The 22,579-nt window shown below is 61.7% G+C and carries 16 protein-coding genes and 2 pseudogenes; 12 read left to right on the top strand and 6 right to left on the bottom strand.

Annotated elements, in window-relative coordinates; all coding sequences use genetic code 11:
* Window positions 1-3 precede the first annotated feature (3 nt).
* Together NW814_RS03025 and NW814_RS03020 are read left to right on the top strand one after the other, a co-directional pair.
* Window positions 4-1,887 (top strand): DNA-directed RNA polymerase subunit gamma, encoded by a 1,884-nt coding sequence (locus NW814_RS03025; protein WP_414405158.1) that lies wholly within the window; start codon window positions 4-6, stop codon window positions 1,885-1,887.
* 83 nt (window positions 1,888-1,970) lie between these two features.
* A complete protein-coding gene (locus NW814_RS03020; RefSeq protein WP_414405219.1) occupies window positions 1,971-5,795 on the top strand; it encodes a DNA-directed RNA polymerase subunit beta' in 3,825 nt (1,274 codons plus the stop codon).
* A gap of 627 nt (window positions 5,796-6,422) precedes the next feature.
* Here NW814_RS03020 and NW814_RS03015 read toward each other — a convergent pair.
* A pseudogene (locus tag NW814_RS03015) lies at window positions 6,423-7,447 on the bottom strand (long-chain acyl-[acyl-carrier-protein] reductase).
* Window positions 7,448-7,547: 100 nt separating this feature from the next.
* Window positions 7,548-8,264: an aldehyde oxygenase (deformylating) gene (locus NW814_RS03010; protein WP_414405157.1), complete on the bottom strand. Its 717-nt coding sequence runs from the start codon at window positions 8,262-8,264 to the stop codon at window positions 7,548-7,550.
* Between the two features lie 203 nt (window positions 8,265-8,467).
* Here NW814_RS03010 and NW814_RS03005 point away from each other — a divergent pair, with 203 nt between their 5' ends.
* Window positions 8,468-8,779: a hypothetical protein gene (locus NW814_RS03005; protein WP_414395950.1), complete on the top strand. Its 312-nt coding sequence runs from the start codon at window positions 8,468-8,470 to the stop codon at window positions 8,777-8,779.
* Here NW814_RS03005 and NW814_RS03000 read toward each other — a convergent pair.
* Window positions 8,776-9,264 (bottom strand): pentapeptide repeat-containing protein, encoded by a 489-nt coding sequence (locus NW814_RS03000; RefSeq protein WP_414395949.1) that lies wholly within the window; start codon window positions 9,262-9,264, stop codon window positions 8,776-8,778. The two genes, NW814_RS03005 and NW814_RS03000, sit on opposite strands and share 4 nt — an antisense overlap.
* Before the next feature lie 120 nt (window positions 9,265-9,384).
* Here NW814_RS03000 and NW814_RS02995 point away from each other — a divergent pair, with 120 nt between their 5' ends.
* Window positions 9,385-9,693: a gas vesicle protein GvpV gene (locus NW814_RS02995; protein ID WP_414395947.1), complete on the top strand. Its 309-nt coding sequence runs from the start codon at window positions 9,385-9,387 to the stop codon at window positions 9,691-9,693.
* A 145-nt stretch (window positions 9,694-9,838) separates the two neighbouring features.
* Window positions 9,839-11,266 carry a F0F1 ATP synthase subunit beta gene (gene atpD / locus NW814_RS02990; RefSeq protein WP_414405156.1) on the top strand — a complete coding sequence of 476 codons (1,428 nt, stop codon included), beginning with the start codon at window positions 9,839-9,841 and terminating at the stop codon, window positions 11,264-11,266.
* 4 nt (window positions 11,267-11,270) lie between these two features.
* Here the strand turns inward: atpD and rsmI are convergent, their stop codons facing one another.
* The gene (gene rsmI / locus NW814_RS02985; protein ID WP_414405155.1) at window positions 11,271-12,179 is read right to left on the bottom strand and encodes a 16S rRNA (cytidine(1402)-2'-O)-methyltransferase; all 909 of its coding nucleotides are present in this window, start codon (window positions 12,177-12,179) and stop codon (window positions 11,271-11,273) included.
* A gap of 88 nt (window positions 12,180-12,267) precedes the next feature.
* Here rsmI and NW814_RS02980 point away from each other — a divergent pair, with 88 nt between their 5' ends.
* Together NW814_RS02980 and cbiB are read left to right on the top strand one after the other, a co-directional pair.
* The gene (locus tag NW814_RS02980) at window positions 12,268-12,732 is read left to right on the top strand and encodes an RrF2 family transcriptional regulator (protein WP_414395941.1); all 465 of its coding nucleotides are present in this window, start codon (window positions 12,268-12,270) and stop codon (window positions 12,730-12,732) included.
* A 49-nt stretch (window positions 12,733-12,781) separates the two neighbouring features.
* Window positions 12,782-13,708, top strand: coding sequence for an adenosylcobinamide-phosphate synthase CbiB (cbiB, locus tag NW814_RS02975; RefSeq protein WP_414405218.1), 927 nt, complete (start codon window positions 12,782-12,784; stop codon window positions 13,706-13,708).
* 538 nt (window positions 13,709-14,246) lie between these two features.
* Here cbiB and NW814_RS02970 read toward each other — a convergent pair.
* A pseudogene (locus NW814_RS02970) lies at window positions 14,247-16,397 on the bottom strand (CBS domain-containing protein); the annotation flags it as partial.
* A gap of 45 nt (window positions 16,398-16,442) precedes the next feature.
* Window positions 16,443-16,991, bottom strand: coding sequence for a ribosome recycling factor (gene frr / locus NW814_RS02965; RefSeq protein ID WP_414348012.1), 549 nt, complete (start codon window positions 16,989-16,991; stop codon window positions 16,443-16,445).
* A 197-nt stretch (window positions 16,992-17,188) separates the two neighbouring features.
* On the opposite strand from frr, the gene NW814_RS02960 reads away from it, so the two are divergent.
* The 5 genes from NW814_RS02960 (at window position 17,189) to NW814_RS02940 (ending at window position 22,486) form a co-directional block, all read left to right on the top strand.
* The gene (locus NW814_RS02960) at window positions 17,189-18,022 is read left to right on the top strand and encodes a PD-(D/E)XK nuclease family protein (RefSeq protein WP_414348010.1); all 834 of its coding nucleotides are present in this window, start codon (window positions 17,189-17,191) and stop codon (window positions 18,020-18,022) included.
* A 76-nt stretch (window positions 18,023-18,098) separates the two neighbouring features.
* Complete coding sequence (locus NW814_RS02955; protein WP_414405154.1) at window positions 18,099-19,220, top strand: ABC transporter ATP-binding protein; 1,122 nt, start codon at window positions 18,099-18,101, stop codon at window positions 19,218-19,220.
* Complete coding sequence (locus tag NW814_RS02950; RefSeq protein ID WP_414395939.1) at window positions 19,214-20,143, top strand: ABC transporter permease; 930 nt, start codon at window positions 19,214-19,216, stop codon at window positions 20,141-20,143. The genes NW814_RS02955 and NW814_RS02950 overlap by 7 nt, the downstream gene beginning before the upstream one ends.
* Before the next feature lie 99 nt (window positions 20,144-20,242).
* Entirely contained in the window at window positions 20,243-21,790 is a 1,548-nt protein-coding gene (crtH, locus tag NW814_RS02945) for a carotenoid isomerase (protein WP_414405217.1), read from the top strand.
* 120 nt (window positions 21,791-21,910) lie between these two features.
* Window positions 21,911-22,486: an ABC transporter substrate-binding protein gene (locus tag NW814_RS02940; RefSeq protein WP_414405153.1), complete on the top strand. Its 576-nt coding sequence runs from the start codon at window positions 21,911-21,913 to the stop codon at window positions 22,484-22,486.
* The last annotated feature ends 93 nt before the right edge of the window (window positions 22,487-22,579 follow it).

The raw sequence follows: 22,579 nt of genomic DNA, 5'->3' as shown, positions 1-22,579 counted from the left end.
GCTATGGCCAGACCAGAGCAGCGCTTTGACTACATCAAGATTGGGTTGGCTTCTCCCCAGCGGATTATGGAGTGGTGCCAGCGCACCCTGCCCAACGGCCAAGTCGTGGGAGAGGTTACCAAGCCAGAGACCATCAACTACCGCACCCTCAAGCCGGAGATGGATGGTCTCTTCTGTGAGCGCATCTTCGGGCCGGTTAAGGACTGGGAGTGCCACTGTGGCAAGTACAAGCGCGTGCGGCACCGCGGCATTGTTTGCGAACGCTGTGGGGTGGAAGTGACGGAGTCGCGGGTGCGCCGCTATCGCATGGGCTACATCAAGCTGGCTGCCCCGGTTACCCACGTTTGGTATCTAAAAGGGATCCCTAGCTACATTGCCACCCTGCTGGACATGCCGCTGCGCGACGTGGAGCAGGTGGTGTACTTTAACGCCTACGTCGTGGTGGATCCGGGCAATGCCCCCAACCTCTCCTACAAGCAGCTGCTGACGGAGGATCAATACCTTGAGATCGAAGATCAGATGTACGAGGAGGGATCCAACCTGCAGCTGCCGGAAAACTGGGCCATGATTGGGGCCGAGGCCATCGAACGCCTGCTCAAAGACATTGACCTAGAAAAAGAGGCGGAGAAGTTGCGCGAGGAAATCGCCAGTGCCCGCGGCCAGAAGCGAGCCCGCCTGATCAAGCGGCTGCGGGTCATCAACAACTTCATTGCCACGGGAGCTCGGCCTGAGTGGATGGTGCTGCGGGTGCTGCCGGTCATCCCCCCCGATCTGCGCCCGATGGTGCAGTTGGATGGGGGCCGTTTTGCCACCAGTGACCTCAACGACCTCTATCGCCGCGTGATTAATCGCAACAACCGCCTGGCGCGCCTGCAGGAGATCATGGCGCCGGAGATCATTGTGCGCAACGAAAAGCGCATGCTGCAGGAGGCAGTAGATGCCCTCATTGACAACGGGCGGCGCGGGCGCATGGTGGTGGGAGCCAACAATCGTCCCCTCAAGTCCCTGTCGGACATCATTGAGGGCAAACAGGGCCGTTTTCGGCAAAACCTGCTGGGCAAGCGGGTGGACTATTCAGGGCGCTCGGTGATTGTGGTGGGGCCCAACCTGCGCATGCACCAGTGCGGCTTGCCCAAAGAGATGGCCATTGAGCTATTTCAGCCCTTCGTCATCCATAAGTTGATCAAGCGAAATATCGTCAACAACATCAAAGCCGCCAAAAAGCTCATCCAAAGCAATGACCCGCAGGTTTGGGACGTGCTGGAGGAGGTCATCGACGGCCACCCAGTTTTGCTCAACCGCGCTCCCACGTTGCACCGCCTCGGGATCCAAGCCTTTGAGCCGGTTCTGGTGGAGGGGAGGGCAATTCAGCTCCATCCCTTGGTCTGCCCCGCCTTTAACGCTGACTTTGACGGCGACCAGATGGCTGTCCATGTGCCTTTGTCCTTGGAAGCCCAGGCGGAAGCGCGCCTGCTGATGTTGGCCACCCACAACCTCCTCTCCCCAGCCACCGGTGCCCCCATCATTACCCCTACCCAAGACATGGTTTTGGGCTGCTACTACCTGACGGTGGACAACCCCGAGGCAGACGAGGTTAACAATCGCTATTTTGCTAGCCTGGAGGATGCTCTTGTTGCCTACGACCGCGGCATCATTGGCCTGCACAGCAAAATCTGGGTGCGCTACAGCGGCCCGATGGAGTTGGGCAAAGGAGAAAAAGAGTCAGAGCCCCAGATTGTCGAGGAGCCAGGCGGTACCCGCCTCAAGATCACCAACTACCGCCGCATCCGCGAGGATCAAGAGGGCAACGTTATCAGTCAATACATTCGCACTACGCCAGGCCGGATCATCTTCAACAAGACGGTGCAGGACATTCTGTTGGCATAACCATGAGCGAAAAAGGACAAATTTCCCCCAGCCTGCGGTGGCAGCCTGCCTCTAGCTCTAAGGCGGAGGCCCCCCCGCCTCCTATTCCCTTTCGCAACTATCAAATCGGCAAAAAAGAGCTGCACAACCTCATTGCCTGGGCTTTTGCCCGCTACGGCACTGCCCGCACAGCGCAGATGGCGGATGCCCTGAAGACATTGGGCTTCAGGTACGCCACCCAAGCTGCCGTCTCCATCAGCATTGAAGACCTGCGCATTCCGCCCAGCAAGCGGCAGCTCTTGGCCCAGGCAGAGGCGGAGATCGAGGCGGCCACAGAGCGCTTTATCCGCGGCGAGATTACCGAGGTGGAGCGCTACCAAAAGGTCATCGACACTTGGAACCAAGTCAATGAGCAAATTAAAGAGGAAATGCTCAACAACTTCCGCCAGAACGATCCCCTCAACTCCGTCTACATGATGGCCCACTCGGGGGCAAGGGGGAACGTCTCGCAAGTGCGGCAGTTGGTGGGCATGCGCGGCCTGATGGCCAATCCGCAGGGGGAGATCATCGACCTGCCCATCAAGGCCAATTTCCGCGAGGGCTTAACCGTGACCGAATACATCATCTCCTCCTACGGCGCGCGCAAGGGCTTGGTGGACACGGCGCTGCGGACTGCCGACTCCGGCTACCTCACCCGCCGCCTGGTGGATGTCTGCCAGGACGTGATTGTGCGAGAAGCCGACTGCGGCACGGACCAAGGGATCCCGCTCCAGGCCTTGATGGATGGCGATAAAGTCGTTGTGCCGCTGGAGGAGCGCCTGGTAGGGCGGGTGCTGGCCCAAGATGTAGTGCATCCGCAAACCCAGGAGATCCTGGCCCGCCGCAACCAAGAGGTAGATCACGACTTGGCCAAAACCATTGTGGAGGCGGGCATCCAGCAGGTAATGGTGCGTTCTCCCCTTACCTGTGAAGCCAACCGCTCGGTGTGCCGCATGTGCTACGGCTGGAGCCTGGCCCACTCTCGGCTGGTGGATCTGGGGGAGGCGGTCGGGATCATTGCCGCCCAATCGATTGGAGAGCCGGGCACGCAGTTGACCATGCGCACCTTCCACACGGGAGGGGTGTTTACAGGGGAGGTGGCTCGCCAAATCCGCGCCCCCTTTACCGGGGTAGTGCGCTTCCCGAAAAACCTGCGCACCCGCCCCTTCCGCACCCGCCACGGCGACGATGCCCTCCAGGTGGAGGTCAACAACCAAATCGTTCTGGAAGGGCCAGAGGGACAGCGGGAAGTCTTCGACCTGACCCAGGGATCCACCCTGCTGGTGCGAGATGGGGCCCTGGTGCAGCGGGATCAGTTAATTGCGGAAGTGGCTGTAGCCAAAGCGGTGCGCAAGAGCACCGAGAAAGCCCAGAAGGAAGTGGTGGCCGATCTGGCAGGGGAAATTCGCTTTACCGACCTGCTCATCGAGGAGAAAGCCGACCGCCAGGGCAACACCACCTCTACTGCCCAGCGGCAAGGGCTGATCTGGGTCCTGTCTGGCCAAGTGTACAACCTGCCTCCCGGCGCTGAGCCAGTGGTAAAGAACGGGGATCGGGTGCAGCCGGGGGATGTCATTGCCGAAACCTCGCTGGTCACCGAGCACGGTGGCATCGTGCGCCTGCCAGAGCGCAGCGACATCAAAGGCGGACGGGAGGTGGAGATCATCAATGCGGCGGTGGTGCTCCACGAGGCGCGGGTGCGGGTGGAATCTCACCAAGGCCGAGAGCAATTTTTGCTGGACACGCCCAGCGGCCAGACTTTTGTTCTCAAGGCTACACCAGGTACCAAGGTAGGCAACGACGAGGTGGTGGCGGAGCTCATCGACAACCACTTCCGCAGCCCCACGGGAGGCTTGGCAAAGTTTGCTGGCGTTGAGGTAGCCCGGCGGGGCAGAGCAAAGCAGGGCTACGAAGTCATCCGCGGCGGCACCCTGCTGTGGATCCCGGAGGAGACTCATGAAGTGAACAAGGACATCTCCCTCCTCAATGTGGAAGATGGCCAGTACGTGGAAGCCGGCACCGAGGTAGTGAAGGACATCTTCTGCCAAAATGCCGGTGTTGTCGAGGTTATCCAGAAAAACGACATCCTCCGGGAGATCGTCATCAAGCCTGGATCCCTGCATCTGGCGGAGGATCCCGCTGACCTGGAAATCCCCACCGGTACCTTCATCCAGCCGGGTCAAAAGCTGCTCAGCAGCATTGTCCCTGACCGACTGGTCTATCTGGAGCAGGTGGAAACTCCCGAAGGACCCGGCATCCTGCTGCGCCCGGTGTATGAGTATGAAATCCCCGACCGACCGGTGGTGCCCACCCAGGAGTCTACGAGCGAGTCCGGTCGCTCCATTCGCCTGCGGGCTGTCCAGCGGGTTCCCTTCAAGGATGGGGAGCGGGTCAAGTCGGTGGGCCCGGTGGAATTGCTGCGCACGCAACTGGTGCTGGAGATCGATACTGACGCGCCGCAGCTCAAGGCCGATATTGAGCTCATCCAGGATGAGAAGGATCCCAGCATCCGCCGCCTGCAACTGGTGATTCTGGAAACCTTGCTGCTGCGCCGCGATGTAGAGGCAGATCTAACTCAGGGGAGTACCCACACCCGGCTGTTGGTTAACCAAGGAGACACCGTCGGCAGAGGGGGGGTTATCGCCCGCACCGAGATCCAGGCCAAAAAAGCTGGGATTGTGCAAGGGATCCGCGAGGGCACCGAGGTGGTGCGGCGGGTGCTGGTGATTACCGACGACGATCTGCTGACGGTACCCTTAAACGGGCCAGCCAGCGTCGAGGTGGGAGCGCTAGTGCGAGCTGGAGAAGAACTGGCGCCGGGGATCCCTGCTCCCGAGTCGGGACAAGTGATGCAAATTGCAAAGGATCACCTGGTGCTGCGGCGGGCGCGGCCCTACCTGGTTTCGGCAGGTGCCATCCTCCAGGTGCGGGATGGAGATCTGGTTCAGCGGGGGGATGCCCTAGCCATTCTAATCTTCGAGCGGGCCAAGACCGGCGACATCATCCAGGGGCTGCCGCGGGTGGAGGAGCTGCTGGAGGCTCGCAAACCCAAGGAAATGTGTGTCTTGGCCAAGCGACCCGGCACCGTGCAGCTAAGCTGGCAGGGAGAAGAGCCGGATCTCAAGGTCATTGAAGCCGATGGCACGGTTACTTCCTATGCCGTGCTGCCAGGGCAGAGCTTGGTGGTGGTGGACGGCCAGTCGGTGGGGGTAGGGGATCCCCTGACTGACGGCCCTGCCAACCCCCATGATCTTTTGGAGATCTACTTCGAGTACTACCGCCAGACCCTGGGAGATGACCAAGCGGCGCGGCTAGCCCTACGGGAGGTGCAGCGCTTCCTCGTCAACGAGGTCCAGAACGTCTACCGCTCGCAGGGGGTGGAGATTGCGGACAAGCACATTGAGATTGTGGTACGCCAGATGACCTCCAAGGTGCGGGTGGACGACAGCGGTGACACCGTCTTGCTGCCGGGTGAGCTGGTAGAGCTGCGGCAAATCCAGCAAGAGAATGCCTCCCTAGCCGTCAGTGGCGGGGCGCCGGCCAAGTACACACCTGTCCTCCTGGGGATCACCAAGGCCAGCTTGAATACCGACAGCTTCATCTCGGCAGCTAGCTTCCAGGAAACCACGCGGGTGCTCACCGAGGCAGCCATCGAGGGCAGATCCGACTGGCTGCGGGGTCTGAAGGAGAACGTCATCATTGGCCGCCTGATCCCGGCAGGCACAGGCTTTAGCACCTACCAGGAGATGGCTCCAGAGCCGGAGCCTCCTGAGGAGGAAGAACCTCCAGCCGTGCTGCCGACGGTGCCACGCCGCGTGGTCCTGGAGGACGACCAACTCATCGACGACTCCACCCCTGTCGACGAGCCGGAGGAGGAGGAAGAAGAGTAAGCCGCGCTTGCGGGGGTTTGGGGATCCGGCCCAGCACTGGCAAGCTGGTGGCAGTAAAACACCCCCTACAGCTGCTGCTAGATCCAGTGCTAGTAGCAGTTGCTGCCCCGTCAGCTGACTCCCTTCTCTTCCTGGGAGGGGGCTGGGAGAAAATAGTCAAAAATGCCGCTTTGTGGCACAATGGGCAACCTCGCCAACGCACCTTCTGCCTTCACGTGGATTAGCTAGGTCGGCAGGTACATTTCCTCTGGTAGGCCTTTTGCCTAGGCTAAAGTTGGCTCTGTCTTGAGCCTGTGTGCTCGAACAAGAGCAAGGAGCAGCTACCGTCAGCTCGACGGGAAGTGACGCCTGGGGAGATCCCTCTAGTGGGGTCGTGGAGGTGAACTCTGCTGCTAGCTATATGTCACGGAAGCAGGAAGAAAGCCTCAACCTGGAGCAAAAGTCCGCTTTTGTCCGGGGTTGTATGAGTCTTTCAGAGCGGATGTGGGCTGCAACGCAGCCAAGATAATTGCCTTGCTTGGAGCTTCCGTAAACCGGCGCAGGAGGGTGGTTGGTTTGCCAACCTCTAACCGGCGGGGGAGTTTACCTTCTCCTGGTATAGAAGCGCTCCCGCAGCTGTCTTTGAACCTAAGCTGCCGGCATGAGGGGACGGAAGCCGTGCTTACGAGACCATTCCCCGATGAGATCTAGTTTCTCCAGGGTAATCAGGTTGCGGCCCCAACTGAAATTGGTGTGCAGGCCCTCAAACTCCAGCAGCATTGACTCGGCAAAGCAGGCAAAGAGGTGACGGGCAGGGTTGGCCACATTCAAGAACTGCATGATAGTCCACTCAATATCCAGCGAGTGCTCCACCATGCCGCCGTCGATGACATATAGCCCCTTGCGCTGCAACTGGGAGGCAATGTTTTTTGGATAGCCACCGTCGATGATGACGCAGGGATCCGGCAACACCTGTGGATCAAGGGTTACCCCCTGGCTCAGGCTGGCCACCCAGACGATGAAATCGGCACGGGGCAAGGCCTCTTCCAGGGAACAGATCTCTCCTTTTTTAAGCTTGGCCTGCAGCTCTTCTAGGCGTCGCCGCTCGCGGGCTATAAGCAACAGCTTGGCCACTGAAGTGCGGTTCACCAGCCACTGGCAAACGGCACTGCCAATATCGCCGGTAGCTCCCACCACGGCAACGGTGGCAGCGGCCAAGTCCATAGCGTAGCGCTGGGCTGCCGCCTGTAATTGTTGACAAATGATGTAAGCGGTGTGGGTGTTGCCAGTGGTGAAGCGTCGGATCTCCAGGTCGACGTTGCGCACCCGCTTGAGGGTTTCGAGGCGAAAATTCTCAAAGATAATGCTACTAAACCCGCCCAGGGCAGTGATATCAAGGCCTCGCCGCTGGGCTAAAGCCATCGCGTTTAAAACCTTGCGACAGGCGGCTTTGACCCGACCGCTGGCCAGCATTTCCGGCAGGAAACAGGATTCGACGTACTGACCATAAATTTTTTGGCCAGTGATGCTGGTAACTACAATCTCGTCCACCACCTGAGGTGGAGCCATGCACCAAAAGTCCAGGTCACTTTCTGCATATTCGGCATACCCCAGCTTGTCTGCCACTTGCTTTGCATGGGCCAGGCTGGTCAAGTCCCAATCAGGCCAAACATAGAGGCTCACTCACGTAGCTTGCGGATCCTCTCCGGATCCCCTCAAGGAGGATAGGAAGTGCTGCAGCTCAGCCAGGAATCCCCAACAAGCGGGAGGAGGTTAGGCAGCCCGCAGCCCCTGGGCTGACAAGCGCATCACCTCGCGCGTGTTAAAGCCAATGTTGGCCAGCGCTTCGCCATAGGCAATGAGGAAGTCTTCCACAATGGCCTCGCGATCCATGTAGATAGCTTCTATGTCGTCATTCACCTGCTGCAGCATCTTCCAGACCAGGGGCAGGTTTTGGGCGTTGGCCGTTTCAATTTGGGTTTTGACCTCGGCAAAGTGCCCGCCCAGCCAGCGCTCCCCAAAGTTGAGGTGGAGATACTCGTCCTGAACTACCCCTTCGGTAATCTTGCGGGCAAACTCATCGGCAACCGGGATGTAGATGTTGTAGGCGGCAATGGCAAAGCACTCGATGATTAGCGACTGAATGACCAAGCAAGTCACCAGGTCTGCAGCTACTGCCGCTTTTTGGAAATTGTCCCGCAAGGGGGCAAAGAAGGCACGGGCAAACTCCCTGTCCGGTTCTACCTTCAGGTTCTTGCCGCAGGCTTGGAAGCCCTTCATGTGGCGCAGTTCCATCTTGGCCAGCTTGCGCAGCTCCTCTGCTGCTGCCGGCAACATTTCGGCCAAGCGGAGGTAATTGTCGTGGGCTTCCTGTTCGCCTTCAATGACAATGCCGTTGATGCGAGAGTAGGCCTGCCGATACGCGGGGCTGCTGTAGTCTAGGGTCGTGTCGCTGGCATTGGCTGGGAGGGAAACGTTTGCTGGGGCCATACTCGTGCATCTCCTTGATGGGCTGTCGAGCGCCGGGATCCCTTGGCTAGCTGTGCAATAATCCTAGCGCTTGCTGGTCTAGGGTTACTCTACTCAGGATAGCCCTAGCTGGAACAGGATGGGTCGCATCCCTTTCGTTGGGAGAGACAAGCCTGCTAGGGTGGGTACTTAGGCAGCAGGGGAGGGGAGAGGGAGCCAAGAGGATGTCTGCCCTTGGGGATGGCCTAGAGCGGCTGCGCCAGCTGCTGGTGGAGCTGGAGGAACAGTCCCTGGATCAGCCCATTGACAGCGCTGAGGAGGTGTTGCAGGCTATCGAGCTGGCAACGGCTTTTGAACTGTTCGAGGTAGAAAGCCGTCGCTTGTTGCTCCAGACTGCGGCCAATCTTTGGGAGCGGGTGCGCCAGCACAATTTGGCAGCCCAGGAAATTGAGGTAGTGGCGGAGAAGTTGCGGGCAGTGGGCTACACGGACGCTGAGATCGAGGAGATTTTGGAGTTGGAGCCGCAGGAGGACTAGGCAAAAACCATGCCCAGTTCCTCAGTAGCTACTTCCAGTTGGGTGGCGGCGTCGTAGCAGGCTCCGCGCAGGTTGGCCAGTTTGAGTTTGCAGCCGCTGAGCTTGGCCCCTTTGAGGTTGGCATCGCTGAGGTTGGCCCCCGCTAGATCGGCCTGGCTGAGGTCGGCGCCACTGAGGTCGGCTTGGCTGAGGTTAGCGCCGCGCAAGTTGGCTTTTTGAAGTTGGGCTCCCGGCAACTTGGCTTTCTCCAGGTTGGCTAGGCGCAGGTTGGATCCCTGGAGGTCAGCTTGGCTGAGATCGGCGCCGCTGAGGTAGGCCCGCTCCAGGTTAGCCCCAGCTAGCTTGGCCTGCTGGAGGAGGGCTCCCCCCAGATCAATCCCGGCTAGATCCGCGCCAGCCAAGTCAGCTCCTGGCAGTTGGCTGTTGCTGAAATCGCGCTCACCCTTGCCGTAGCGCTGCAGCAGTTCCGTTGCGCTCTCAACCATTGCCTTTCCTCCACTAGACAAGTCGGATCCTACTGGGGGAGACAGTTGCTGCCAAGAACACAGCTTCTCCTTCTTTTCAAAACCGCGCTAGGATAAGCACGTGCCCTCGAGACCTCTTAGATGAGCTTGCCCCGCCTGCCCCGCTCCCGACCTCGGCCCAAGTTGCGCTCGATCCCTCGCCGCAAAGCTGAATCTGCCCTCTATGCCGAGATGCAGCAGCTCTCAGCGGAAAAGCAGCGGCTTAATCAGGAACTGGAGTTTCTCCAGGAACGGCAAGAGCAAATTCAGGCACGGCTTCAGGAAATTGAACAAGCGCTGCAGCATTTTCAGCAGGCAGCAGAGGCTTTTCGAAATCCCGTTTCTTCCCCAAAGCCCAGCCCTTTCGGCTTTTCTCCCTCGCGCTTTCTATCCATGACCTTTGAGTACTGAGCCAGTTTGCCAGCGGGTGGGCAATAGAGTGGTAGGCTGATCCTAGCAGTGAAACCAAGTCCTACAACAAAGCCGCCCCTGGCTTTCCCTGCCGGGATCCGCTGACGTTTTGACACCTGAGCAAACAAGGAGCTAAACCTCAACCATGGTTACTGCCACTGCAGCTAACGTTGGCTACATTACCCAAGTCATTGGACCAGTTGTCGATGTCGAGTTTCCCAGCGGCAAACTCCCTCAAATCTACAATGCCCTTAAGGTGGAGGCCACAACCGAAAGTGGCCTGAAGGTCAAAGTTACCTGCGAAGTCCAGCAGCTTTTGGGGGATAACCGCGTGCGGGCCGTGGCCATGTCCTCCACCGATGGGCTGGTGCGGGGTATGCCGGTGGTGGATACAGGCGCCCCAATTACCGTGCCGGTGGGCGAGGCCACCCTGGGCCGCATTTTCAACGTGCTGGGAGAGCCGGTGGATCAGGGAGGGCCGGTACAAGCTAAGGAGTTCGCCCCCATCCACCGCAGTGCCCCGCCCCTGGTGGAGCTGACGGTCAAGCCGGAGCCCTTGGAAACTGGCATTAAGGTAATCGACCTGCTGGCTCCCTTCAAAAAGGGCGGCAAGGTGGGTCTGTTTGGGGGTGCCGGCGTAGGCAAGACGGTGCTGATCCAGGAGCTCATCCACAACATTGCCGAGGAGCACTCCGGCCTGTCGGTGTTTGCTGGGGTGGGAGAGCGCACCCGCGAGGGGAACGATCTCTACAACGAAATGAAGGAGTCCGGGGTGCTGAGTAAGGTGGCGCTGGTCTACGGCCAGATGAACGAGCCGCCAGGTGCCCGCATGCGGGTAGGCCTCACCGCCCTGACGATGGCCGAGTACTTCCGCGACGTCAACAAGCAAGACGTCCTGTTGTTTATCGACAACATCTTCCGCTTTGTGCAGGCCGGCTCGGAAGTGTCGGCGCTCCTAGGCCGCATGCCCTCGGCGGTGGGTTACCAGCCCACCTTGGCTACGGAAATGGGCAACCTGCAGGAGCGGATTACTTCCACCAAACAGGGATCCATCACTTCCGTGCAGGCAGTGTATGTACCTGCCGACGACCTGACCGATCCGGCACCGGCGACGACGTTTGCCCACCTGGATTCGACCGTGGTGCTGTCGCGCAGCTTGGCGGCCAAGGGCATCTACCCAGCCGTGGATCCCCTGGAGTCTTCGTCCACCATCCTGCAGGCGGACATTGTGGGGGAAGAGCACTACAACACCGCCCGGGCCGTGAAGCAGACGCTGCAGCGCTACAAGGAGCTGCAGGACATCATCGCCATTTTGGGCCTGGACGAGCTCTCTGAAGAAGACAAGCTGGTGGTGGCCCGTGCCCGCCGCATCGAGCGCTTCCTGTCGCAGCCCTTCTTCGTGGCGGAAGTGTTCACCGGCTCGCCTGGCAAGTACGTGAAGTTGGAGGATACCATCAAGGGCTTCCAGCGCATCCTCTCGGGAGAGCTGGACCATCTGCCAGAGCAGGCCTTCTACCTGGTGGGCACCATCGAGGAGGCCATCGAGAAGGCCGAGAAGCTCAAGTCCAGGTAATCCCCTACCCCAGGGATTCCGCCTCGTCGTCAGGATCCCCGCTGGGAAGGGGCTCCAACTGCAAGGAGAGCTGGTAAAGGCGGCGCCGCGTCCAGAGGGGGGATCCCTGCAGACGCTGGGCCAGTTGCCGGCTGGCAGCGGAGCGGGACAGGCCCTTAGCCAGCAGGCGAGCCAGCTCCTGGCGCACTTCTGCTTCGGAAGGGGAGAGCTCCTCGGCTTTTTCTGAGCAAGGCCGTCCCTCCAAAACCAGGGTAAATTCTCCCCGCGGCGGCTGGGCTAGGCAGTGCTCCAGAGCAGCGGCCAGGGATCCCCGCCAAAAGGACTCGTGCCATTTGGTGAGCTCGCGGGCCAGCACGATCTGCCGCTGAGGGCCGCAGTGCACGAGGAGATCCTGCAAAGTCCGCTGCAGGCGGTGGGGGGCTTCGTAGAGGACGATGGTGCGCTCTTCCTGGGCCAGTTGCTGCAGGCGTGCCTGGCGCTGACGGGGCTTGAGGGGCAAAAAGCCCTCGAAGACAAATCGGTCGGTGGGCAAGCCCGAAGCTGTCAACGCAGCCACCGCCGCCACAGGGCCAGGTATTGGGATCACCGGTATCCCAGCTTGGATACAGGCGCGCACCAGCTCCTGGCCTGGATCGGAAAGAGCAGGTGTGCCGGCATCGCTGATGAGGGCCACCGACTGCCCTGCTGCCAGGTACTTGAGGATTTGCGGGATCCGCCGGCTTGCATTGTGCTCGTGGTAGCTCATGAGGCGAGCGGAGATTTGAAAGTGGCTAAGCAACTGGCCGGAGTGGCGGGTGTCTTCTGCCGCCACCCAGTCCACCTCCTGCAAAACTCGCAGGGCGCGCAGGGTGATATCTTCGCGGTTGCCAATGGGAGTGGCCACTAAGTAAAGGACGGCGCCAGGGCGCTCCATGGCCAAGCCTTAAGGCTAAGGGGATCCTGAGATCTCCAGGCTAGCTGCCTGTGACAGGATCGAGGGGAAAAGGGAGAAGAGACTGCCGGTGCGCCTGACGACGCGAGCCACCTACAGCATCAAGGCTTTGCTGGATCTGGCGATGCTTAGCAAGGGCCAGAGGGCGTCGGTGCGGGCGATTGCCGAGCGACAGCAGATCCCGGCCCCCTACTTGGAAAAGCTGCTGATAGAGCTACGCCAAGCTGGCTTGGTCTGCTCCCAGCGAGGGGCGCAGGGGGGCTATCGGCTGGCACGGCCGCCGCGGCGAATCCCCATTAGCGCCATTTTGGCGGCGGTGGGGGAGTCCTTGGATCTCCGCACCAACAGCTCGGAGGGGGCAAGAGCTCCTCAAGAAAGCGCCGGCGCGGGAGCGGACTGGGTAACGGCGGCCCTCTGGGCACGGATTGCCCAGCGAGTGCGGCAGGTGTTGGAGGAAACGACCCTGGAAGATTTGTATTTTGACGCCCGCAGTTGGCAGGCAGCCCAAAGCCAGGAGGGAAAGTTTGTGGTCTGAAGCTTGGCTGTTTTTCCCCGCTCAGCCAACGGCCCCGCTGGTGCTGGCGATGGCTTTGGCCCTGGACTACCTGCTGGCAGATCCCTGGGGGTGGCCTCACCCAGTGCGGGTCATGGGGGCGGTGATTGCCTGGGGCCAAGGCTATATCCTCCAGCACTGCCTAACTCCCTCAGCCCAGCGCTGGGGCGGGGCAATGCTCACCTTGGCGTTGGTGGCGGGCTCCTACGCGGCGGGCTGGAGTCTGATTGCCATCGCCCAGGCTCTTCACCCCTGGGCAGGGATCCTGATGCAGACCGTCCTAATGGCCAGTTGCCTAGGGGGGCGCAGCCTGCGCTTTGCCGCCTTGGAAGTGTTGGATTCCCTGGAAAAGGGGGATCTGCCCCAGGCTCGCCAACGCCTTAGCCGCTACGTAGGCCGGGATACGGAGCACCTGACGGAGCCAGAGATTTTGCGGGCGGTGATCGAGACCGTGGCAGAGAATACCCCTGACGGGGCAACGGCCCCTTTGTTCTACGCCTTTCTGGGGGGAGCGCCGCTGGCTTTGGCCTACAAGGCCAGCAGCACGCTGGACTCCATGGTGGGCTATCGCCATGCCCCCTTTACCTACCTGGGCACAGTGCCAGCCCGCTGCGAGGACGTCCTGACCTGGCTACCCTGCCGGCTGACGGTACTGACGCTGGCGCTGCTCGGCGGGGATCCCTGGGAGTTTTGGCAGCGCTGTCGCCGCGACGGTCAGGCAGACCCCAGCCCCAATTCGGGCTGGAGCGAGGCGGCCTTTGCCTGGCGGCTGCAGATTCAGTTGGGAGGCACCAACTTCTACCGCGGCGTCCCCAAGGTTAAGCCGAAGTTGGGGATCCCGGCTCGCCCCTTGAGCCCCCAGGTGGTGCGGGAAAGTTTGCAGTTGCTGCGACAGGTTTTGGGAGTGTGGAGCGGTCTAGGGGTGGGGCTGGCCCTTCTCTGGAGGCTTTGGGATTGAGAGGGTAGTGTTCCCGTAGCCAGGCTTCTGCCTCAGCGCGGGTGGAGAGCTTGCCATTGAGGGTAAGGTAGCGCAGGCCATCCAGAATCTCCTGAAACAGAGGGCCTGGCCTGTAGCCCAGGCGACGCAGATCGTGGCCGTTGAGAGGCGGCTTTACCCAGTGCCACTCCTGCAGGTAGCGCCAGATCAGCCGCCGCGCTGGCTTGTTGGCAAGCCCAGCCAACAGGATTAGCGCCGGGATGCGCAGCTTCTGCAGTAGCTGCACCACCTGAGCCGGGGAGAGGGATCCACTCTCCAGTTGCGCCAGCAGGGCTTGGTAGGAGGGGAAATGGCGGAGGCGTTCGATGCCTGCCTGGGTGAGGTGGAGCTGGCTGGCCACCTGGGGCGCCTGGGGCAGCGCCAGAAGCAGGGCTTCCAGGCGCAGTTGCCAGATCTCCTGGGATCCCAGCTCAGGGTAGCGGCGGCGGAAGTGAGACGCCCAGCGGCCCACCCGCTGTAGCCGCCGGTACAGGGAGGGCTCCCAGGTTAAATTGGGATGAATGCAGCGTAGGGCTCCCCACGTCGAGAGCCGCTCAAAGGCCAAGGGCCAGTCGCGGGAGCGGAGGATGTAGGCCAGCTCCTGCTTGAGGCGCTCCCCGCCGACAGCGTCGTGAAGGCCGCTAGCTACCGCGGCGCGGATCCACTCTTCCGTCGCCGGGTCTAGCCTAAAGCCCAGGTGCACGGCAAAGCGCACTGCCCGGTAGATGCGGGTGGGATCCTCGATGAAGCTGTTGGGGTGCAAGGCGCGGATGATCCCCTTTTGCAAATCGGCTTGCCCCCCGAAAAAATCCAGCAACTGACCCCGCTGGGGGCCGTTGAGGCGCAGGGCCAAAGCATTGATGGAAAAGTCTCGTCGGTAGAGATCCTGGTGGATGGATCCCATGGCCACCTCAGGGGGCGAAGCGGGGTAGGGGTAAAACTCCGTGCGGGCGCTGGCAATATCCACACAGAAGCCCCCTGGCCAGATCAGGGCGGCGGTTTGGAACTTGCCGTGGATCTCCAAGCGCGCCTCCGGGAAGTGCTGCTTGAGGGCTTTCCCCAGGATCAACCCCCAGCCTGGCGGATCCGTCCCGGGGGAGGTTGAGGGGTAAGGCCCATCCACCACCAAGTCCAGGTCCAGCCGTTCCAGGCAAGAGGGAGGCTGCCGACCCCACTGGTGCAGCAGCAGATCCCGCACCGCTCCCCCCACCAGATACAGCCGCAGACCCTTTTCGTCGGCAAGGCGGGCCGCCACCTCCAGCAAGCGGCGGTGCTGCGGCGACAGGGCCGGAAAGGAGAGATCCAGGGGGCAGGAAAGCTCAGGAGCGGCCAACCGGGGCGAGAGAGCCGGCAGCTCGTGCAGGTGCCGCAACACGTCGGTGCGGGTAACGATGCCCACCAACTGGCCATCCTGGAGCACGGGCAGACGGCCAATGTCCCACTGCACCATCAGCCGTTGGATCTCCGCCAGCGGAGTATCGGGGGAGAGGGTCTTGACCTCCGTGGTCATGTAGCCCTTGACAGGGGCATGGCCAAAGCCGTGGTGCAGGGCAATGTCAATGTCCCGCCGCGAGATCACCCCCACCAGGCAGCCCTGGGCATCCACCACCACCAGGCCGGAGTGGCCATAGCGCAGCAGCACCCGCTGGGCCTCTTGGATGGTCACCTCCGGTCGGATGGTGCGCACCGGCGAGGACATCAGATCCTTAGCGGTCACCGGCGGCGGGATCCGCTCCTTAACCGCCTGCCTGAGGTCGGCCAGCACCTGGGCTGGATCGGGCAAGGGCCGGCCCGGGGAAGCTTTCAGCGTGGCTGCCGCCGCGCAGTCGTGGCCGCCGCCGCCGTAGCGGGCCATCACCTGGCCCAGTTGGGCAAACTCCTGCCGCGCCCGCCCAATGAGGCTGAGCCGCTCCCCCTGCCGCGCCACCAAGAGCAGCACGTCCACCCCCGTCAGCTCCATCAGCCGCATCACCAGGCCGGCCAGGCCAGGCACAAACTCCGGCAGATCCAGCAGCCACGTGCCCAAGCGGTACTCCCCCACCGTCTCTACCTGGATCTGGGCAAGCCCCTGGCCAAGCAGCTCCTGCATCGGCGGGGTGAGGCCGTCCCCCAAAAAGCGCCGCAACAGCACCAGGTTCACCCCCTGCTGCAACAGCCAGGTGAGGGCAGCACCGTCGCGGGCAGTGGTCTCCGGGAACGTCAGGGATCCCGTGTCCACGTGAATGCCCAAAGCCAGGGCCAGCCGCTCAAATGGACTGAGGCGGATCCCGGCCGCCTGCAGCCGCTCCACGAGGAGGGTACAGGTGGAGCCCACGGCTTCAATGTGGGCGCTGACCTGCTGCTGCGGCCATACCTCCTCCAGCGAGGTGGCAGGCAGGTGGTGGTCGAAAATCTCAATCTTTGCCCCAGGAACGCTCAGCCAGGCCGCAGCCTTACCGAGGCGATCCGGATCGTAACAATCCACCAAGATCCAGCGCTGGACCTGTCGGGGATCCACCGAGCGCAGCTCGATGAGGGGAAACTCGTCCCGGTAGAGGGCCAAGAACTCCTGTACTCCCGGCAGGGATCCGCCAGCTAGGGCAATGCGGGCGCCTGGATACAGCCGTGCTGCGCCCACCGCCGCTCCCAAGGTGTCGAAGTCCGCCGACTGGTGACACAGGATGAGATCCATGCTGGCAGCAGCGCCTTGCTGGCATAGGCCCACAGAGAAGGGCGTTTAGATTGTAGTCAGCTCCTTTTCTTTTTCCGCCAGCAGCTCATCAATCTTTTTGATGTAGCGGTCGGTCAACTTTTGGATCTCTTCTTGCCGACTCTTGGACTCGTCTTCGGAGATCTCGCCGTTTTTCTCCTGCTTGCGCACGGCGTCAATGGCGTCGCGGCGGATGTTGCGAATGGAAACCCGCCCCTCCTCTGCCAGCTTGGCCACCTGTTTGGTTAGCTCTTTGCGCCGCTCTTCCGTCAGGGGGGGGAGGGTGAGGCGGATGACCTTGCCGTCGTTGCTGGGCGTCAGGCCCAGGTCGGAGGCGAGGATGGCCCGCTCAATCGCTGCCAGGGTCGAGGGATCAAAAGGCTGGATCAGGAGAGTGCTGGCATCTGGAGTGGTAATGCTGGCTAGCGCCTTCAGGGGAGTGGGAACGCCGTAGTACTCCACCTGAACCCGATCCAGTAGGCTGGCGTTGGCTCGCCCCGTGCGCACCGTGCTAAAGGAACGCTGGGTGGCCTGCACCGCTTTGCTCATTAACTCCTCGATCTCAGCTAGCTCCACGGCGTTTTCCTCGCTTAAGTAAGACAGTTTGCAGACGCTCGGCCACTAGCGGCAAAAAAACCAAGACCTCTAGCGTGAGCCTGAGTTTAATTTTATCGCTTTGTCTAGCCCCCCTTGGGGATCCAGAGGCCACTCTTTTCCTGGCAGCCGACCCCCTAGCAGTCCAATAGAATGGCCATAATGCTTCTCCTTGAGCCATGTTCGCTGCTCCTTCCCCGCTGAGGTGGAGTCTTGACGAGGTCAACCTCTCGGCCTCGGCCCTGTCGCTATTCGACTACTGCCCCCGCTTGTTCTGCTACGTGTACCTGGAGCGACTGATTTGGCCTGCCGCCGATGCCTTTGAGCACGAAGTGGAGCAGCAGCGGGGACGGCAGTTTCACCGCCTGGTGGAGTGGTCTAGCCGCGGGCAGCAGGTGGAGCCGCGCCTGTCGGCCCTAGACGAAACAGTACGCCAGTGGTGGCAGGTGTTCTTGGCCAGTCCCCATGCCCAACCGCAGGGGCGGGTGTTGACGGAATTGCCCCTCTGGCAGCGGATTGAGGGGTTTAACCTCACTGCCCGCTTAGATCGGCTGGTGATTGCCCCGGGATCCCTGCACATTGTCGATTGGAAGACGGAGCGGCAGCGCCCGCCCGACGAACAGTTGGCCCAGGACTGGCAGGTGCGCCTCTACCCGCTGCTCGTGTGTGGGTTGGCCCACCAACTGCCCCTGGAAGGCCCTTTTGAGCCGGAGCAGGTGCAACTGACCCTTTGGTATGTGCAACACCCCCAGCGGCCTTTTCAGTGGCGCTACAGCGCTGCTGCCTACCAGCGGGATCTGGCCCACCTCAAAGCTACCCTGAACCGCCTGCGGCAACTGGAGGCCCAGGACTTCCCTCCCCTACCCTATGGCGAGCGCTGTGCTGCTTGCCTGTTTTGCGCCCGCTGCCACGGGCTGATGGGGCAAGGGATCCCCGACCAAAATCTCACGGATTGGGTCTGGGCAGCCCAGGAGCCCTCAGGGGAAGAAACACCAGAGGCAGAATGGCGGTAGGGTGCCGGCCTCCCCATCCCCCTGGCGCCGCCAACTTGCATACTGGGTTAAGAATCGAGCAGGGCTGTTAACCGCAATGGCCGGTGTCGTTGCTGACCTCTCCCAGGCTTGTCCATGGAGTGTCGAACTCAGGGGAATCCGCAAGCGCTTTGGCGATGTTGTGGCCCTCGATGGCATCGACTTGCAGATTCGGCGGGGGGAGTTTTTTGGCCTTTTGGGCCCTTCCGGCTGCGGCAAGACCACCCTGCTGCGCATCATCGCTGGCCTGGAGGTTGCCGATGGCGGAGAGGTGGTGATCCGGGGGCAGCCGGTGGGCCATCTGCCTGCCCACAAGCGCAACGTCAACACCGTGTTCCAGAGCTATGCCCTCTTTCCCTTTATGACCGTGGAAGAGAACGTCGCCTTTGGCCTGCGCATGCGGGGAGTGCGAGGGGAAGCGCTGCGCAAGCGGGTGGCCGCCGCTTTGGAGTTGGTAGAGATTGGGGATCTGGCTAAGCGCAAGCCCCAGGAGCTCTCCGGCGGGCAGCAGCAGCGGGTGGCCCTAGCCCGCGCCCTGGTCAACGAGCCAGAGGTGCTGCTATTAGACGAGCCGCTCTCGGCTTTGGATGCCAAATTGCGCAAGCAGCTGCAGGTGCAGTTGTGCGAGTTGCAGCGCCGCCTGGGCATGACGTTCATTTTCGTGACCCACGACCAAGAGGAAGCCTTGGTGACCAGCGACCGAGTAGCGGTGATGCGGGCTGGGCGCATTGAGCAAGTGGGCCCCATTGACGAGGTGTATGAGCGCCCGGCAACGGCCTTTGTGGCGGACTTTTTGGGGGCCAGCAACCTCATCGAAGGGATCGCCTGCGGCACCGACTGCGTCGAGACGCCCCTGGGCAAGCTCAAGGTGCCTGGGATCCAACCCACCCTGGAGCCAGTGCAGCTGGCCATTCGACCGGAAAAGATTCGGCTTTCTCGGAGCGGCTGGGATCTGCTGCCCAACCAAGTGCCCGTGCGGGTGGAAAACCTCATCTACACGGGGGCAGAAAACCAGTACCTCCTGCGCACAGCTAGCGGCCAGCAGCTCAAGGCCCTCACCCTCAACGCCGACATCGAAGACCAGGATTTTGCCATCGGGGAGGCCCTAGTGGCCCATCTTCCTCCTAAAAACTTGGTGCGCCTGCGGCCGGATCCCCGGCGGGAGGACTCCCCATGCTGAAGCGCTTGGAGAAGCCTGCCCAAGTGCGCGCCGGGGAATTGCTCACGCCCTGGCAGGAGCTGCTGCACAGCCTGATCTTTGCCGGGCCGGGGGTGCTGTGGGTGGTAACGTTTTTGGTGCTGCCGGGGCTGCTGCTCTTGGCCTGTAGCTTTCTCAGCCGCGGCGAGTTTGGCCAGGTGGGCCTGCCCTTGACGCTGGCCAACTACCTGCGCGCTCTTGGCTACGGTCCCCTAGGGTGGACGCCCATCTACTGGCAGATCCTGGGCCGCAGCCTGCTGGTGGCGGCAGTTACCACCTTCTTCTGTGTGCTCCTGGCCTATCCCCTGGCCTTTTTTATCGCCGCCCACCCGCCCCGACAGCGGGATCTGTTGCTGACGCTGGTGGTGGTGCCCTTCTGGACCAACTTGGTGATCCGCACCTACGCCTGGATGGTGGTGTTGGCCCCGGAGGGGTGGCCGGCGCGGCTAGCAGCCTGGCTGGGCTGGATTCCGCCCCAGACGGCTCTCTACCCCAGTTGGCTGGCGGTGTATCTGGGCATGATCTACACGTTCTTGCCCTACATGGTCTTGCCTCTCTACACAGCCGTGGAGCGCATCGACTGGCGCCTGGCCGAGGCAGCACGGGATCTCTACGCCAACGGCTGGCAGGTTTTCCTATGGGTGCTCTTTCCCCAGACGCTGCCGGGGCTGGCAGCGGGGCTGATTTTGGTTGGGATCCCGGCCCTGGGCATGTTCGTGGTGCCCGACTTGCTGGGGGGCAGCAAGACGCTCTTGATTGGCAATGTCATTCAGATGCAGTTTGGCGCGAGCCTGGACTACCCCTTTGGAGCGGCCCTTAGCTTTCTGGTTACTGGCCTGAGCCTGGGGCTAGTCTACGCCTACAGCCGCTACGTCGGCAGCCGCGGCCTGGAAGATCTGATCTAAGTCGCTGCAAACGGCTGGGATTGGATGGCGGATGCTGCCTGAAGCTCTGGTAGGTTGAGGATACTAGCGTTGCGCTAGAGGGATCCCTTGACCCAGACGCTGTTTTCTCGACCTCAAGCTGCGGCACCTCCCGCTTCCCCCCCTTCTGTTTGGGATGTCATTGTCATTGGCGCTGGGATTGGCGGCCTGGTGGCAGCCACCCAGTTGGCGGCCAAGGGCTACCGGGTGTTGGTTTTGGAAAAATACCTCATCCCCGGTGGCAGCGCTGGCTACTTCGAGCGCCCAGATCCCAACGGCAACGGGATCTATCGCTTCGACGTCGGGGCTTCCATGATCTTTGGCCTGGGCACTCAAGGCACCACCAACCTGCTCACCCGTGCCCTGGCTGCTGTGGGCCAAACTCTGGAATCCATCCCCGACCCCGTGCAGATTGCCTACCACCTGCCCCAGGGGCTCAGCCCGCGCGTACACCGGAACTACGAAGAGTTTTTGCAGGAGCTAGCTAGCTATTTCCCTCAGGAAGCGGGCGGCATCCGCCGTTTCTACGACAGCTTCTGGCCTATCTTCAACAGCCTTAACGCCCTGGAGCTCCTCTCTTTGGAGGAGTGGGGCTATCTCTGGCGCTCTTTTGTCAGCAACCCCCGCGCCTGCCTGACTTTGGCCCGCTACTTGCCGGTGAATGTGGGCCAGGTGGCGCGGCGCTACCTCCGCCATCCGGCGCTGCTGCGCTTTGTGGATATGGAGTGCTACTGCTGGTCGGTGGTGCCGGCGGAGCGCACGCCCATGATCAACGCTGGCATGGTGTTCTGCGACCGCCACTACGGTGGCGTCAACTACCCCAAGGGAGGGGTGGGGCAGATTGCTCAAAAGCTGGCCCAGGGGCTAGAGACCTGCGGGGGGCAAATCCGCTACCGAGCGTCGGTGCGGCGGATTTTGGCAGAACGGGGCCGGGCCGTGGGCGTCGAGCTCTCCACGGGGGAAAAGCTCTTTGCGCGCAAGATCATCTCCAATGCCACCCGCTGGGATACCTTTGGCCGCCTCTGGCCAGGACCCTTTCCGGCAGCGGAGCGGCGCTGGCAAAGCCGTTATCAACAGTCCCCCAGTTTCTTGAGCCTGCACTTGGGGGTGCGGGCCGAGGCCCTGGCCGGTGAGCGCTACTGCCACCACATTCTTCTCGAAGACTGGCAAGCCATGGAGGCGGAGCAGGGCACGATCTTCGTCTCCATCCCCACCCTTTTGGATCCGGAGCTGGCCCCACCAGGCCGCCACATTGTCCACGCCTTTACCCCCAGTTGGATGCAGACGTGGCAGGGCTTGAGCCCAGAGCAGTACCGGCAGCAAAAACAAGCGGCAGCCCAGCGCCTTATCCGCCGCCTGGAGGCCCTCTGGCCAGAGCTGGGATCCCACATTGAACTGCAGGAAGTGGGCACGCCCCGCACCCACCGCCGCTTCTTGGGCCGCGTCGACGGCACCTACGGCCCCATCCCTCGCGGCACTCCCTGGGGACTCTTGGGCATGCCCTTCAACCGCACGGCCATCCCCAACCTCTACTGCGTGGGGGATAGCACCTTCCCCGGCCAGGGACTCAACGCTGTCGCTTTCTCTGGCTTTGCCTGCGCCCACCGGGTAGCGGCGGACTTCTCCTAAAGCTGTTTCCAATTTCTAGGAACCCCCCGCAGTCGTCTTGCATTGAACCCCTTCCGACTGCGAGAGCTCTTGCATGAGCGTCGGGGTGAGGCATTGAAGCGGGCAGCCTAGAGCGCCCATTTGGCAGACCAGTTCGTAGACTCGCTCGAAGAAATCCCGATGATTGGCAGACATGTTCCGCGACCGCGATTGCCAGAGCGCATCGTGTGCTTGACGGAGGAGACGGCAGAGACGCTCTACGCCTTGGGGGCTGGGGATCTCGTCGTCGGCATTTCTGGATTTACGGTGCGTCCGCCGGAGGCGCGGAAGAAGCCGAAGGTGTCCACCCTTCTGGATGCCAACATCGAACGGATTTTGGCGCTGCAGCCCGATGTTGTGCTTGCATGGTCCGATCTGCAGGCAAACATTTGCGCTGAGCTCATTCGCCAGGGGGTGGAGGTTGTCTGCTTCAACCAGCGCACGGTTGAGGGGATCCTCTCCATGATCCTGCGCCTTGGGGCACTGGTAGGGCGAGCTGCTCAGGCACGGGCATATGTGCGCTCCTTGCGGGAGGGATTGCACCGAGCTATGCAGCGTGGACAGCAACGGCGCCGCCGTCCACGGGTCTACTTCGAGGAGTGGGATAACCCCTTGATTACAGGCATCGGCTGGATCAGCGAACTCATTCGTCTGTGTGGAACTGTTTCCAATTTCTAGAGATCCCCCCGAAGGAGAAACTTGATCGATGAGGATCGGATCCCGCCAGAGTTTGAGATTTCCAATGTCCAGGGATCCCCACAAAGGGGGAAC

The organism is Synechococcus sp. R65.1 (assembly GCF_047461755.1).
Lineage (GTDB): Bacteria > Cyanobacteriota > Cyanobacteriia > Thermostichales > Thermostichaceae > Thermostichus.
Note: the sequence above shows the minus strand (reverse complement) of the source record. Positions and strands in the feature narration are given on the sequence as shown.

What these genes read in the sequence shown, in the direction of transcription:
- atpD (WP_414405156.1), top strand. Translation starts at nt 9,839, where the DNA reads ATGGTTACTGCCACTGCAGCTAACGTTGGCTACATTACCCAAGTCATT.
- NW814_RS03010 (WP_414405157.1), bottom strand. Translation starts at nt 8,264, where the DNA reads ATGGCCCCAGCAAACGTTTCCCTCCCAGCCAATGCCAGCGACACGACC.
- NW814_RS03005 (WP_414395950.1), top strand. Translation starts at nt 8,468, where the DNA reads ATGTCTGCCCTTGGGGATGGCCTAGAGCGGCTGCGCCAGCTGCTGGTG.
- NW814_RS02955 (WP_414405154.1), top strand. Translation starts at nt 18,099, where the DNA reads ATGGCCGGTGTCGTTGCTGACCTCTCCCAGGCTTGTCCATGGAGTGTC.
- cbiB (WP_414405218.1), top strand. Translation starts at nt 12,782, where the DNA reads ATGGCTTTGGCCCTGGACTACCTGCTGGCAGATCCCTGGGGGTGGCCT.
- NW814_RS02960 (WP_414348010.1), top strand. Translation starts at nt 17,189, where the DNA reads ATGTTCGCTGCTCCTTCCCCGCTGAGGTGGAGTCTTGACGAGGTCAAC.
- rsmI (WP_414405155.1), bottom strand. Translation starts at nt 12,179, where the DNA reads ATGGAGCGCCCTGGCGCCGTCCTTTACTTAGTGGCCACTCCCATTGGC.
- NW814_RS03000 (WP_414395949.1), bottom strand. Translation starts at nt 9,264, where the DNA reads ATGGTTGAGAGCGCAACGGAACTGCTGCAGCGCTACGGCAAGGGTGAG.
- NW814_RS02995 (WP_414395947.1), top strand. Translation starts at nt 9,385, where the DNA reads ATGAGCTTGCCCCGCCTGCCCCGCTCCCGACCTCGGCCCAAGTTGCGC.
- NW814_RS02950 (WP_414395939.1), top strand. Translation starts at nt 19,214, where the DNA reads ATGCTGAAGCGCTTGGAGAAGCCTGCCCAAGTGCGCGCCGGGGAATTG.
- NW814_RS03025 (WP_414405158.1), top strand. Translation starts at nt 4, where the DNA reads ATGGCCAGACCAGAGCAGCGCTTTGACTACATCAAGATTGGGTTGGCT.